The 14,471-nt window shown below is 35.7% G+C and carries 12 protein-coding genes and 1 pseudogene; 8 read left to right on the forward strand and 5 right to left on the reverse strand.

Going from position 1 to position 14,471, the window contains the following annotated elements:
* Positions 1-468 precede the first annotated feature (468 nt).
* Positions 469-1,839 (reverse strand): sensor histidine kinase, encoded by a 1,371-nt coding sequence (locus AC1W31_RS04640; protein WP_481733240.1) that lies wholly within the window; start codon positions 1,837-1,839, stop codon positions 469-471.
* Position 1,840: 1 nt separating this feature from the next.
* The gene (locus tag AC1W31_RS04645; protein ID WP_481733241.1) at positions 1,841-2,518 is read right to left on the reverse strand and encodes a winged helix-turn-helix domain-containing protein; all 678 of its coding nucleotides are present in this window, start codon (positions 2,516-2,518) and stop codon (positions 1,841-1,843) included.
* A gap of 105 nt (positions 2,519-2,623) precedes the next feature.
* Between AC1W31_RS04645 and AC1W31_RS04650 the strand changes: the two genes are divergently transcribed.
* The 5 genes from AC1W31_RS04650 to AC1W31_RS04670 all read left to right on the forward strand — a co-directional run bounded on the left by AC1W31_RS04650 (position 2,624) and on the right by AC1W31_RS04670 (position 11,657).
* Positions 2,624-3,562 carry a hypothetical protein gene (locus AC1W31_RS04650; protein WP_481733242.1) on the forward strand — a complete coding sequence of 313 codons (939 nt, stop codon included), beginning with the start codon at positions 2,624-2,626 and terminating at the stop codon, positions 3,560-3,562.
* A gap of 272 nt (positions 3,563-3,834) precedes the next feature.
* The gene (locus AC1W31_RS04655; protein ID WP_481733243.1) at positions 3,835-5,229 is read left to right on the forward strand and encodes a chloride channel protein; all 1,395 of its coding nucleotides are present in this window, start codon (positions 3,835-3,837) and stop codon (positions 5,227-5,229) included.
* A 226-nt stretch (positions 5,230-5,455) separates the two neighbouring features.
* The gene (locus AC1W31_RS04660) at positions 5,456-5,851 is read left to right on the forward strand and encodes a hypothetical protein (protein ID WP_481733244.1); all 396 of its coding nucleotides are present in this window, start codon (positions 5,456-5,458) and stop codon (positions 5,849-5,851) included.
* A 155-nt stretch (positions 5,852-6,006) separates the two neighbouring features.
* Positions 6,007-10,311, forward strand: a complete 4,305-nt coding sequence (locus AC1W31_RS04665; protein WP_481733245.1) for an efflux RND transporter permease subunit — start codon at positions 6,007-6,009, stop codon at positions 10,309-10,311.
* Between the two features lie 11 nt (positions 10,312-10,322).
* Positions 10,323-11,657: a TolC family protein gene (locus AC1W31_RS04670; protein WP_481733246.1), complete on the forward strand. Its 1,335-nt coding sequence runs from the start codon at positions 10,323-10,325 to the stop codon at positions 11,655-11,657.
* A 249-nt stretch (positions 11,658-11,906) separates the two neighbouring features.
* Here the strand turns inward: AC1W31_RS04670 and AC1W31_RS04675 are convergent, their stop codons facing one another.
* Entirely contained in the window at positions 11,907-12,671 is a 765-nt protein-coding gene (locus tag AC1W31_RS04675) for an SDR family oxidoreductase (RefSeq protein WP_481733261.1), read from the reverse strand.
* A 109-nt stretch (positions 12,672-12,780) separates the two neighbouring features.
* Here AC1W31_RS04675 and AC1W31_RS04680 point away from each other — a divergent pair, with 109 nt between their 5' ends.
* Genes AC1W31_RS04680 through AC1W31_RS04690 form a run of 3 tightly spaced genes read left to right on the forward strand, consistent with a single transcriptional unit; the run spans position 12,781 to position 13,404 of the window.
* Entirely contained in the window at positions 12,781-12,939 is a 159-nt protein-coding gene (locus AC1W31_RS04680) for a transposase-like zinc-binding domain-containing protein (RefSeq protein WP_481733247.1), read from the forward strand.
* Positions 12,905-13,093: a hypothetical protein gene (locus AC1W31_RS04685; RefSeq protein ID WP_481733248.1), complete on the forward strand. Its 189-nt coding sequence runs from the start codon at positions 12,905-12,907 to the stop codon at positions 13,091-13,093. The genes AC1W31_RS04680 and AC1W31_RS04685 overlap by 35 nt, the downstream gene beginning before the upstream one ends.
* A gap of 23 nt (positions 13,094-13,116) precedes the next feature.
* Positions 13,117-13,404 (forward strand): IS1 family transposase, encoded by a 288-nt coding sequence (locus tag AC1W31_RS04690; RefSeq protein ID WP_481733249.1) that lies wholly within the window; start codon positions 13,117-13,119, stop codon positions 13,402-13,404.
* A gap of 350 nt (positions 13,405-13,754) precedes the next feature.
* Here the strand turns inward: AC1W31_RS04690 and AC1W31_RS04695 are convergent.
* Positions 13,755-13,847, reverse strand: a pseudogene (locus tag AC1W31_RS04695) (hypothetical protein); the annotation flags it as partial.
* Between the two features lie 481 nt (positions 13,848-14,328).
* On the reverse strand, positions 14,329-14,469 hold the full coding sequence (locus tag AC1W31_RS04700; RefSeq protein ID WP_481733250.1) for a hypothetical protein: 141 nt from the start codon (positions 14,467-14,469) through the stop codon (positions 14,329-14,331).
* Positions 14,470-14,471 lie beyond the last annotated feature (2 nt).

Genomic DNA, 14,471 nt, shown 5'->3' on the forward strand with positions numbered 1-14,471 from the left:
AATTTACAAAGCCTATTTAAGGCAATTAAAAATAGAATCACACCTACGCTCGGGTGTTTTTAAATTTTTGAAAGAACAATTAGGTTAGCAAGATTTCCAAGTTAACGATTTCATGGTCATTATAATATTATAACCCTCTGTTTTTTCGTCGCAGAGTACTTTTATGAAAATCAACATGAAAAAGTCAAAGACCCGCAAGTCATTTCGATTTGTCAAGGAGCCAAAAGTAAAGGAATAGTTACCAAACATTTCTATCTCGAAGGATTGAAAATATTGGCAAATTTTATTCTATTTCAAGAATTTATCAAACCACAAAAATTAACACAAGAACAAGTAAATCAACTAATTAGCATGGTTTGACCTACTTTTACTGAGTTTTTAAAAATCAACTGTATCAAAAATATTTTATCCCACACTTTTTGATGCACTCCAGTTAATTAAAGTTGAAAAATTAGCAAAATCAAACCTTCAAGCATTGAAAGTAATTTTAAATTCTGTTCCATTCTCAATACTTGAATTCACTTCAATATGCCCATTATGAATTTTTATAATCCTATCAACCAACGATAACCCAATACCATAACCTTTGATATCAGCTGTATTAGCTGAACGGTAAAAGGGTTGGAATATTTTAGAAATCTCTTCAAATGCTATTACTTTCCCAAAGTTTTTCACAGATATAATTTTTTGTTGAGGACTTGCCCAAAGGCTTAAAAAGCAACGATTATCAGCAGAAAATTTACAAGCGTTTTCAACTAAATTTAGAATAGCATTACCTAATAATGAATGATTCCCTATGATACAGAGATGTTTGGGGTCTTCGGGAAGAGCTGAAAAATGGATATCTATTAAATAATTTGGATAATTCTTGTTGATAGTTTTTTGAACTTCCCAAAAAATATCATCAATCCTAATATTCTCTACTAATGCAATGTCGTTTTCAGCATTTGAACGAGACAGTTGTAGCAAATTTTGAGTAAGTATTATTAGTTCGGAAATATCTTCAAAGACCGACATAATCGTTTTCTTATAACTTTCAGAGCTTCTTTCATTAAGCAGGCTTACTTCCAATTGAGAAGAAATACGAGTAAGTGGGTTTTTGAGCTCATGCGAAACATTAGCAATAAACATCTGCTGAAACTGGATACCCTCGCCTACCCTGTCTAAAAGATGATTAATTGTCTTTGAAAAACGGCTTATTTCTATTTCATTTTCTTGATAAGGTAATCTTCTATTTAAGTTTCGAGGAAAAATTTCATTCAGCTCATTTCCAATTTTTTTGATGGGTTCAAGTGCTTTTTTTGCATGAAACCATCCAATAATTGTAATCAAAACTAATGAAACGAAAGTTATACCAAGCATCAGCCATCGCATTTGTAGCAAGAAAACATCCCCATACTCATTCTTGGCAAAAGCCAAAACCATATATCTTTGAGTATCTGTTTTATAAAGCATTCCCTCGACGGCAAAACCCTTTACTTCAAATTCACCTTGTCCATCTAATCTTATTTTATTGAGAATATCCATTCCAACGGACTTGATAGCACCACTATTATACGAAAAAATTATTTTATTTTGGAGGTTGTAAATCAAAATCTGCTCATAGGGTAAATGGTCTTTTCGGGTACTGAGGTAGCGATTCAAAATTTCAATATCTTCATGTTTTTCGATAGATTGAGATAACCACGATACCACCGTTTCTGCCCTATTATTGAGCCTACGGTAAAAATTTTTATGTAAAAAATAAGTTGTGAAAAAGTAAATTGTCAGCATAGCAACTCCCAAAATAGAGCCAACTACTAAAACAAATCTGATTGTTTGTTTTTTTTGTAATGTCATTTTAGTTCTCCTTTAAAACATAACCCATCCCAAAAACGGTATGTATCAGTTTATTGTCAAAATCTTTATCAACTTTTCTACGGAGGTAATTTATATATACTTCGATATAATTAGTGCCTTTATCAAAATTGACATCCCAGACATTCTCAGCTATCTGATTCTTAGAAAGCACTCTGCCTTGATTTCGCATGAGATATTCCAAAAGCCGATACTCCAGTGCTGTAAGGTCAATGTGCGTATTATCTCGGATAACCTCTTTTGAATCTAAATTTAACATAAGGTCTGCAAACTTGAGTGTCTGGCTTGTCATCAATACGTTCGAGCCTCGTTTAGTTAATGATCTTACTCTGGCCAATAATTCTGTAAATTGAAAGGGTTTTACCAAATACTGATCTGCTCCTGAATCAAAACCATTCACTTTATCATCTAATTCTCCCAACGCCGACATTATCAAAATTGGCGTTTGTAGCCCCGCCTCTCTGAGTTCACGGGTAAGCACTTGCCCGTTGATTCCTGGAATAATGACATCCGTAATGATACAGGTATAAATATTTCGTAGTGCTAACTGCTTGGCAATTAGTCCATCATAAGCAATATCCACTTCATATCCACTCTCTTCCAAACCCTGTTGAATAGATTGTAAGGTTTTGATTTCATCTTCAACGACTAATATTTTCATAAAATTTATTTCTAATTAATTTCTAATTTCTTATTAAGAATTGTCTAATTTCTAAAGTAGAAATTTGAAGTATAAATTATTATTTAAACTTAAACAAATAAGACGATGAGTTACGGATATAGAGAAAATAAAAAGCTTTTAGCTATTACAACTGCACTGGGCATTGTATTAGTATCAATTTTTACGTGGTTTTATATTGACAAGAGTAAAGATTGGAATATTTCAAAAAACCACATGACACTAACAATCGACTCCCTCTCGGTGGTAAGGAATGAGCTAAAAAATGAAGTTTTCACGCTTGCTAAACAACTCACTTTAGAAAAAACAACAGTTGATGGCTTGGAAGCAAAGTTAGATAATAAAAATTCATTAATAAATAGAAAAGACCTTATTATAAAAAATGCTAATAAAAAACTGCAAATTTTGGAGGAATCTCAAAAGTCTAATGTTGCTCTGTTAAATAATCAAATACTTGAATTGCAGGGCATGAAAAGATTATTATCTACCCAAATTGACCAACTTGGAGATGAAAACACGAGACTTACCAATACAAATAAAGTTTTAACAGATAAAAATAATGAACTTGAAAAAGTTATTTTAACGTTGAAATCGGATGTGGGTGACATAAAATATTTAGCTACCGCTGATAATTTTAGAGTTGATGTTATCAAAGCAAACGATAAGGTAACTGCTAAGGCCAAAAAAGCCAACATCTTAAAGGTATCATTAAGAATACCTGAATTTATGAAATCCGTACTGGCAAAAAATAATACAGTATTTCTTAATATTACGAACGAAAAAAATGAGCCTATCGCTGGTTGGACTAAACAAGTTTCGGTAAAAGATGAACAAGGTCAAGAAATGAAAGTGGCAGTATACGATACTAAAACCATTGATTTTCAAAAAAATCCACAAAAAATTGGTTTTGAATACCCGTTAAAAGAAAAGTTAAAGTCAGGTACTTATTATGCCAAAGTTTATACTTCTGATAATTATTTAGGAACAGTAGAATTTAGTGTAAGAGATAGTTTTTGGTTTTTTTAGTATTCTGTTGAGACCCTTGCTGGGCATTAGTTAAATAAAAAGGTGGGCATTCAATTTCAGAAAAATGTACACCTTTTTTATTTAATTGATCATGTGGAAGAACTATCCTATGATAGAGAATGTATTTAGTCAGTAGATGGACATATTTTCCACGGAGTTACACCCAATGTAATTCATAATTCTTTAGCAATATTGCAATCATTAGACTCAGACAAAATGCTAATTTCCACCCCCTGCAAAATTCTGTTCGTTAGTAACAACTCTTACAAACAATGAATATATTAGACGAGATTAGAAAAACGCTAAAATCAAATTTTGACTTACTTGACAATGAAAAACTAAAAAAAAACTTGCTAAATGCGCTACCTTTTTGGATTGGGGCTTTTATTTCAGGAGCGGTAGCAGTCTTATATGCAAAATTGTTTTCTTGGGCAGAGTTAGGAACTCATCTCATTTATGAAAAAGCAGATTGGACTTTCTTCATGATTACCCCAACTTGTTTTGTTTTAGCTTGGTGGCTTGTTACAAAATATGCACCTTTTGCAAGAGGCAGTGGTATTCCGCAAGTAAGCGCAGCGATTGAATTATCAAACCCCAAACATAACTATAAGGTAAATGTTTTACTCAGTATAAGGGTGGTTTTTATAAAAATATTATCGAGTTTAATTATGGTTTTTGGCGGTGGCGTAATTGGCAGAGAAGGGCCTACAATTCAAATTTCTGCTTCAATTTTTAAAAAAATAAATGACCTTTTACCGGCTTGGTATCCCAAAATATCTAAAAGAAATATGATTGTTACAGGTGCGGCAGCTGGACTTGCGGCAGCATTTAACACACCTTTGGGCGGAATCGTTTTTGCCATTGAAGAACTAACGAAAACCCATTTTAGTTTTTTTAAATCAGCCCTTCTAACAGGCGTAATTATTGCAGGGCTAACAGCATTAATTTTCTTGGGGCCATATTTCTATTTAGGTTATCCTCAATTAGGCGGTATTACTACTTGGGTAATTGTTGCCATAATTCCGTTAGCAATCATAACTGGAATTGCAGGCAGTGGAATGGGTATAGTAATTTTATATATTTTCAAAAAGAAAAATGCGTTAAAAAAAAATTATCAGAAAGTGATTTTTGTTGCAATTAGTGGGCTAATAATTGCTGCGTTAGCCATTTTAATTGATAGCAAAACATTCGGTTCGGGGAAAGAAATTATGATTTCTACCTTGTTTACCAATCAAAAGCATTTGGAATGGTATGTACCTATTTTAAGAGTTATCGGTTCAATCGTTTCATTTTCCACAGGAGCATCGGGCGGAATTTTCGCACCTTCACTAAGTGCAGGAGCAAGTATCGGTGCCGTTTTTGCCGAATTATTTCATTTGTCAAATTCTGAAACGAACCTTATGATTCTATGTGGTATGACTGGTTTTTTAACAAGCATTACACGAAGCCCATTCACCTCTTCAATTCTCGTTTTGGAAATGACTAATAGTCACAATGTCATTTTTTACATCCTGCTTACTGCGTTATTTTCCAACCTAATAGCAACAGTTGTAAGCCGCCACTCATTTTACGACTACTTAAAAGACCAATACATTAACGAAATACACAAATCAGAAAAACAACAAATAAATACCGATTTAGGGGATAAAGAGGTAGAAATAGCATAGCCCCGTTGAAAGCTGTTTTGAATTCACTTGTATTGATTGATCAACACAAACTAAAGGGCATAATAATGAAAAATTAAGTAGGACTAATTGAATTTAGAAACAAAGGAAAAGCTGTTACAAGTGTTACACTATGAAATAAAGCGTTTTCCCTTGAATTGGTATTGATGCACTCCAAACCAAAGTGCAAATCTCCCACGCACCGATTTTCTGACTATCTTTACCACGAATGCAACAAATCAAATCCATATTGCTGTTATTTATTATTGGAATAATTTTGTTCCCGTGGCAAGTGATTTGTCCTGCTCATCCATTTGGACACGAACACCATCATCACAATGGACCAAGCCCTTGCGAACTTCATAGAATTGCGTCACAACAAAAAGGGCAACATATTTTGCCACCTATGGAATGTGGACATATTTCACCATTAATTGATGGTTTTCAACCCACACAGGTTGAAAATGTTGTGCCAACTTTCCATACTTTCGTGGTGTTTGCAATTTTGATTGGCTTTATCAATTGCAACATTGAAAAACAGCCTTTCTTCTTTTCGCCAGACCCTCATTGCCGTTCGGCAACTTTAATTTCTGATAACCCACTTCGTGGACCTCCTTTGGTTTAAACCTTTCTTTCTCGGATTGGTATAGTTCACCACGCCCCTGCTTTGATAACGGGCTTTGGTGTTTATACCTATTTTCAATTCTGTTAAGAGACAATTGCTATAAAGCAATCGTATTATCTTGACTTGGATATTCATAAAAATTAAAAAGGAGAAATATGTTAGAATTAGCATTCAAAAATAAATACCTGATTATCGTGCTATCATTATTGATAGCCGTTATCAGTATAGTCGTGATTGAACGACTACCGGTAGATATTCTACCAAATTACAACACCTCTGCCGTGCAAGTGTTGACACTTTATCCCGGCATGCCTGCCGAAGTGATGGAAAAAGACATTACCAGCCGTTTAGAGCGGTGGACTGGACAGGCAAACGGAATAGCAAGCCAAGAAAGTAAGAGTATGATTGGGGTAAGTATTGTAAAAGATTTTTTTACGGAAGATACCGACCCAAACGCAGCACTTTCACAAGTTACTTCATTGGCAATGTCCGATTTGTATTACTTACCCCCAGGCACAGTTCCCCCAATGGTTATGCCTTATGACCCAACAGCATCAACGCCTTTAGCCTTGCTTGCGGTAAGTAGCGACACCTTAACCGAAAAAGATTTGTACGATATCGCCTATTTCGAGTTACGAAATTTATTAGGCTCTGTAAAAGGTGTTATCGCCCCTGCGGTTTATGGAGGAAAGTTGCGGAGAATCTTTATGTATGTATATCCTGATAAATTACAGGCTTACAATCTTTCGCAAACAGATATAGTTGATGCCGTGCAGAAAAACAATGTGATGATACCGACAGGCGATGTAAACATTGGCGATATGAATTATAGCGTAAACGCCAACGGAATGCTACCCAAGGTGGACGATTTTAACAACATTGTAATAAAAATGAGTACTGATGGGTCTCCAATTTTCTTGAAAGATATTGGTTACGCCAAAGATGCAAGTGCCATTCAAACCAATGTGGTTCACATAAACGGCAAGCGACAAGTTTATATTCCTATCTACAAACGAACAGGAGCGAACACCATCGCATCAGTAGAAGCTGTAAAAGAAAAATTAGCCGACCTAAAAAAACGATTGCCAAAATCGGTAAACCTTGATGTCATTCTCGACCAATCTACTTATGTACGAAATAGCATAGACGGTTTGATTAAAGAAGGTATAATTGGTCTGATATTAGTTTCGGTAGCGCTATTTTTATTTCTCGGAGATTTCCGTTCCACGTTCATTGTGGCTTTGAGTATTCCGCTTTCGATAATGTTTGCCTTTATCGGTTTGTATTTTACAGGTGACACCATCAACAGTATGACATTGGGTGGAATTGCTTTGGCAATCGGTTTGTTAGTGGACGATAGTATTGTTGTGTTGGAAAACATTGATAAACATTTGAAGATGGGAAAATCATCTGAAAAAGCCGCTTATGATGGAGCAAAGGAAGTCGCATTACCAGTTTTGGTAACAACGCTTACCATCATTATCGTTTTCTTTCCAATTGTTTTTCTTACAGGTATTTCAAAATTTCTTTTTGCTCCTTTGGCAATTATGGTTTCGTTAGCGATGATTGGTTCACGATTTATCTCGATGACGCTTGTTCCGATAATGGCAGCCGCATTTTTCAAAGGACACAATGCGGAAAATAAACCTAAAGGCTTTTTAGGAATGTTTGATAGAGGTATCAGTAACTTAACCAATCTTTATGTACGAATAGTTGACAAAGCCTTGAAATTTCGTTGGTTGGTTTTGGGAAGCGTTGCCTTGTTGTTTGTGGTTTCGATGTTCGGTTTTCAGCGAATTGGCAGAGAATTATTTCCACAAATGGATGTTGGTCAAATTTCAATGGATGTGCGAATGGAAAGCGGAACACGAATTGAAAAATCTGAAAAAACAGTTACTCAAATAGAACATTTCTTGAAATCTGAAATTGGTAATGATGTAAATTTGATAGTTTCAAATATGGGTGTTTTGAATGATTGGCCAGCAGCTTACACCACCAATTCAGGCACACAGGATGCTACCATTAATGTTCAATTAAAAGAAGGGCATCAAACTAAAACTTCGGGTTATGTTCAAAGTTTACGACCGAAATTAAAAGAGAAATTTCCAGGTGTTCAATTCATTTTCAACACAGGTGGGATTGTTACCAGTGCGTTAAATTTTGGATTGCCCTCTCCTATTGATGTTCAGATTATTGGAAACGATTTGCACAAGGCTCACGAAATTGCTGTGAAAGTTAGAGGCATTATTCAAAATATAGAAGGAACAGAAGATGTGCGTATTCATCAGCGTTACGACCATCCCGAAATTAAGGTAGAAATTGACAGAACCAAATCGGCACAAGTTGGCATAAATGCTGACGACATTGTAAAAAATACCGTTTCGGCTCTAAACTCATCGGTTAATTTCAAACCATCTTTTTGGATTGATGAAAAAAATGGCAACCATTACTTCGTTGGTGTTACCTATCCCGAAGTAGAATTGGATAATCCACAATCGGTGGAAAATATTTCACTCAAAGGAACTAACGGACAAGTAACGCAGCTGAAAAATATTGCAAAAACTTCTTTGACTTCTGCACCAATAGAAATCAATCACTTGAATTTGCAACGTGTTACAGATGTATTTTCCAATGTAGAAGGCAGAGACATTGGTTCGGCAGCTGCAGAAATTGAAGAGAAATTAGAAATACTTCGTAAAAATTTACCCGAAGGCTATAAAATTGAAATCAGGGGTGAAATACAGAGTATGAACGAAGGTTTCAGCAATCTTGGTTTAGGTTTAGGTCTGGCAATTCTTTTAGTATATCTCGTTATCGTTCCGCTATTACGTTCATTCAAGCTACCGTTAATTATCATCACGGTAATTCCGCTTGGTTTAATTGGGGTTACAGGAATGTTACTTGCCACCAACACTTATCTAAACATTCAGTCAATGATGGGTATAATAATGATGGTGGGAATTACGGTTGCGTACAGTAATTTATTGGTGGACAAAATGAATAATCTTTTCAAGGAAGGTAAATCATTAGAAGAAGCCATTAAAGCAGGTGTCGCTAATCGTTTCCGCCCCATTTTAATGACCGCAATTGTTGCCGTCATGGCTTTGTTCCCAATGGCATTGGGTTACGAAACCGGTGGAGAAGCAAATGTTCCGTTGGCAAGGGCAATTATTGGTGGAGTGATAGCAGCCACATTTTTATCGCTGTTCGTAGTGCCAATTTTATTTTATCTATTCAACAAAAAAACGCAAATCAAAATGAAATCGATAAAATCAATCATAATAATTCCGCTTGCAATTCTGTTGCTCTCTTCTTGCGGAAATAATGAAGAAGAAAAACAAACCACAATTCAAAACAGAAATATTCCTGTTGTAACAGTTTCAAATCCCAAATTGCATCAGTTTAACGCCTCACTGCAAATTTCAGGAACAGCAAAACCCAATCAGCAAGTAAAATTATTTGCAATGACTAACGGCTTTTTGCAACAAATCAAAGCTGACATAGGCGATTTTGTAAAAGCAGAACAAACACTTGCCGTACTACAAAACCCTGAATTGTACAGCCAAAAGGCTAAGCTGGAGGCGTTGTTAAAGGAGAAGAGAATTTTACACAACCGTTATGCTAACAATCCATTAAGTACGCCTACTGGAGCAAATTTAACGGGCAAAAAATCTATTTACGAAAGGCTGAAAAGTATTTACGAAAAAACACCACAACTTACGACAGTAACCGATGTAGAAAATGCAAAAGCTGATTATGAAACGCTGAAAGCATTACTTACCTATGAAACTGACAGAACAGAAGCCGAATACCAAAGTTTCATTGCACAATTACAGGTAGTAAACATACAATTAGGATACCTGAATGTAAAAGCACCTTTTGCAGGTGTGATAGTCAATCGCTTTTTGGACAAAGGAGCAGTAATACAGAGCGGATTAAATAACTCGAACGGAATGCCTTTGTTTGAAATTCAAGATGTGCAGCCCATTCGTTTAACCATTGAAATTTCCGAAACAGATGCAACACTGATAAATAAAGGCACAAAAGTAGAAATTACGTTTCCCGAAATGCCTGATTTGAAATTTTCAGCAACAGTTGCACGTATTGCCTTTGGTTTAGACGAAAATTCCAAAACAATGAAAGCAGAAATTGATTTACCCAATTCCGACTTAAAAATTCGTTCGGGAATGTATGCGAAGGTTGAAATACAAAGAAGCGGACACCAAGATGCTTTATCTGTTCCGAATGAAGCAATCGGAAATATAAAGGGACAATCTTTTATTTATGTTGTAGAAAATGGAATGATTCGTAAAGTAGAAGTAAAAACAGGAATACGAGATGAAAAATTCACCGAACTATTAAGCGGAGAAATCAAGCCCACCGATAAAATCGTAGTTCAAGGAAAAGAATTTTGCTCGGATGGAGCAACTGTCCAAACTAAAGAATTAACCACTAAATAAAAGTAACGAAAATGAAAAATAAAATAAAATATTTTGTTGCTGCATTATTAAGGATAGCAACATCTACCGCAAATGCACAAGAGACTTTGCCAATCAACTTACAAACGGTTTTGGAAATAGGCGGTGCAAATAATTTAACCATTAAAGAGTTTCAGGAAAAACAAGAATTGGCAGCAGCCAATTTGTTAAAAGCAAAAGAATGGTGGTTACCTAATGTTTATGCAGGTTTACAAACGCACCAACTTTGGGGAGCTGCAATGAATGCAGACGGACGATTCTTTTTAGATGTAAACAGACAAACCCTTTGGGCAGGATTAGGATTAAATGCTAATTGGAATTTTGCGGAAGGAATTTATAAAACCAAATCTGCCAAATTAAAAGTTCAGGCATCTTTTTACGAAACACAAGCCAAAAGAAACAATACGCTATTGGAAACCATAAAATCGTATTATAATTTGCAAACGGCACAAATGAAATTAATTGCTTTCAAAAATTTGGTAGCACAATCCGATACCATCACACAGCAAATTGCCATTCAAGTTGAAGCAGGCTTGCGTTATCAATCGGAATTATTGTTGTCGAAAAGCAATCAAAGTCATTTAAAAATTGAAATGCTGAATGCACAATCGGAATATAATCAAAAATCTGCTGAGTTAGTTCGATTACTCAATCTTGACAGCAAAGTAAGATTGATAAGCATTGATAATGTAATGTTGCCTTTGGAATTTCAGCAAGAACTTTTATTGGTTAGCGATATAACCTATAAAAACAGGCCAGAAATAAAGTCCATTGATCATACCATTCTTTCTTTACAAACAGAAAGAAAAATAACAACGACGGGTTTGTTTATTCCAACATTAAGCATTGGCACTTACGGGTCATACTTTGGAAGAATTAACGGAGCAGTAAGTCCAATGTTCCCTTCACAATATCCCGAAACTAAACAATTGTATCCCACAGGAATGCTCAATGCTTCTTTAACTTGGAATATTCCACTTGGGCGTTTGGTGTATGGTGGTGACTTGAAACAATACAACAGTCAAATAAAAATTCAAGAGATAAAGTCGGACCAGTTCAACGCACAAATCAATGAAGAAATTACAAATGCAAATCAACTTTTGATTATTGGGAAAGAACAGATTCAGCTTGCAAAAGAAGGATTGGAATTGACAGACGAAGCATTAAATCAAAGCATTGAACGGCAGAAATTAGGAACTGTAAAACCCTTTGAAGTATTTCAAGCACAAGCGTTTTTCCTTCAAGCCCGAATTGATTATTTTAAAGCGATTAATGAATACAATAAGGCACAGTTTGCCTTAAAAGTTGCCAAAGGGGAAACATTATAGCTGACGCACTTGGTTGAGTGCATCAAAAAGTGTGGGGCAATTACATGTCTTCTTTAAAATAGTCAATTTAAGATAGTGTACTTTGCTGATTAACTGTATCAAAAATATTTTGCCCATACTTTTTGATGCACTCCAAAGTTTAAACAGCTTATATTGATCGTATTTAAATTAACAAATAAAGTGCAGCCAAACCATGATTTTAAATCTTGTTTTGGCTGCAAAAAAATACTGTTTTCGGAGCTTATGAAATTACCTGCCCATCCATCCACCATCAACGGTTACAATTGTCCCACTCACGTAATTGGCCGCATCAGAAGCTAAAAACAAAGTAATTCCTTTAAAGTCTTCTGGCGTTCCCCATCTTCCCGCTGGAATTCTTGAAAGAATCGAGGCGCTACGGTCTGGATCATTTCTAAGTGCTTCCGTATTGTCAGTACTGACATATCCAGGAGCAATTGCGTTGACATTCACACCTTTACTCGCCCATTCGTTGGCAAGTGCTTTCACCAAACTGCCAATCGCACCTTTACTTGCGGCGTAGCTTGGCACATTAATTCCCCCTTGAAAGGTTAATAAAGAAGCTGTAAAAATGATTTTTCCTCTACCACGGCGTACCATTTCTTTACCAAATTCACGAGCTAAAATAAATTGTGAATTCAGGTTGATTTCAATGATTTCGTCCCAATATTTATCTGAATGTTCCGCCGCAGGTTGACGCAAAATATTTCCTGCGTTATTTACTAAAATATCAACAATTGAATGCGCTGCCTTTACTTTTTCAATAAAATTATATAAATCAGGACGATTTTTGAAATCGCATTGATAAGCGTAAAATTGTCGTCCTAATGCTTTTACTTCATTTTCAACGGTACTATTTTCTAATTCCAAGGTAGCCGAAACGCCAATAATATCTGCACCCGCTTCTGCAAGCGCTAAGGCCATAGCTTTCCCAATTCCTCTTTTACAACCCGTTAAAAGTGCTACTTTCCCTTGTAAATTAAAACTATTTAAAATGCTCATTTTTTGTATAATTATTTTTAGTACTGATTTAAAATGTATGCCGGAATAACAGTGTTAAAATTGCCCTAAGTAACAAAAGAGGGCAAAATCTTCTTGAATTAGTATGTCTCAAATACTCTTTCAAGTGAAATGCCCTCATTGTGAGGGTACAAATGTCAAAAAAAATGGCAAAAAAGCCAACGGTACGCAAAACTTTTCTTGCCACCCTTGTCATAAACAGATTCAATTTGTATATCAATATAGGAGCGGACCCTCGAATTAAAGGGCAAGTACGTTGTATGACTTTCAACGGTAGTGGCATCAGAGATATTCATCGAGTATTAGGCGGTAGTATCGCTGGCATTCTAATCATATTACGTCTATGGTTCAAAACATCGGAAGAACCTCTGGTTGAAGGACATTTTAAACGTGTTTAAATCGATAGAGCATCCCCGACGAAATGCGGACGTTTTTCAAACATCGAAAAAAAGGTAAAAGATGGCTACGGTATACCTATTACCCAGAATCTGGTAAAATATTGGCTTTTCATATCGAAAAACGCAATGATTCATCCTGTAAAGCTTTGATGAAAAAATCAGCCATTTACAGACGGTTCGCTACAGCGATTGATTCTTATCGAACTGATGATTGGAAATCTTATCGGGAAACGTTGTCAAAAATCATTTCCCAAAAGAAAAACGCATTATTACCAAAGCTAAAACTACTCATATTGAATGACGAAATATAGATTTCAGAACGCATCTAAAAAGGCTTTATCGAGAGACAGTTTGTTTTTCTAAGAAAGATGGCACTAAGGGATTATTAAGGTTGGCTCAACCCTTAAATTGGGCTGATGATTAAACATTGTTGATAATTTCTTAAATCTGGCTTTGAAAGAAGCTCAAAATTTTCTTGCAAAGCCTTTTTGCCTCTCCTTCGGAGGTGATGTAAAAACTCAAAATACCTTACCTAAAATGGCAATTTCTCTTGACTGGCTCCCCTGTTTGGTCTCAGCTAAGGTCTTAATAAAGACCAAAAACATTCTTGGGTATTGCAGTGAACTTCATATATCCCATCCCCGTCTTCATCTTTGGCATATTAACCCAAAGAATGATTTACGGTTTTATGATCGTATTCCCATTGTTCGAGTTTAGCATAAATGTTATACTCATCAGTATAAATTGTAGAGAATTTAGTAACCGTTTTTCAATAATAGGCTTGATTGTTTTTTGTTACACATTGGGTACGACCGTCAGTTTGATAAGTCCCCCTCGCTGGAGTAAACCTAAGACAGGGCATTTGTCATCCTCAATTGTTCCACGTCAACGCTTACCATTTAACGCCTCCTACGAGGCATTCTGCCCACTTTTTTAACCTTTTCGGGTTGTCCTTTGTGTCCAGCAATGACATAACATTAGTCAGATTCAACATCTCCGTCAAGGATAATATCAGATTTTTTTACGATACCCTCACGTATCGCACTACACAGATGACGAGCTGTATCTTCTGACACTTCTAATTCTTGGGTTATCTGAAGGGTAGAAGCATTCAAGTTCATTAAATACAAAACGGTTATCCAATGATGTAAAGGTTGGTGGCTACCACTAAAAGCGGAACGCAGCCCGATAGTATCGCTTAAATCATCAAAATAGCGCTTACAGCGATAACAATGTTAACGTTGTAGATGAATATTCGTTGAATCTTTACCATTTTTTACAACGGTTTCACTTTGGCAATTAGTACATTTTACGCCAGAGTCCCAACGAATACTGCGGAGTATGTCGTAACGTATGCCAACATCTAAAATCTCCATGT

Source organism: Arcicella sp., assembly GCF_964672035.1.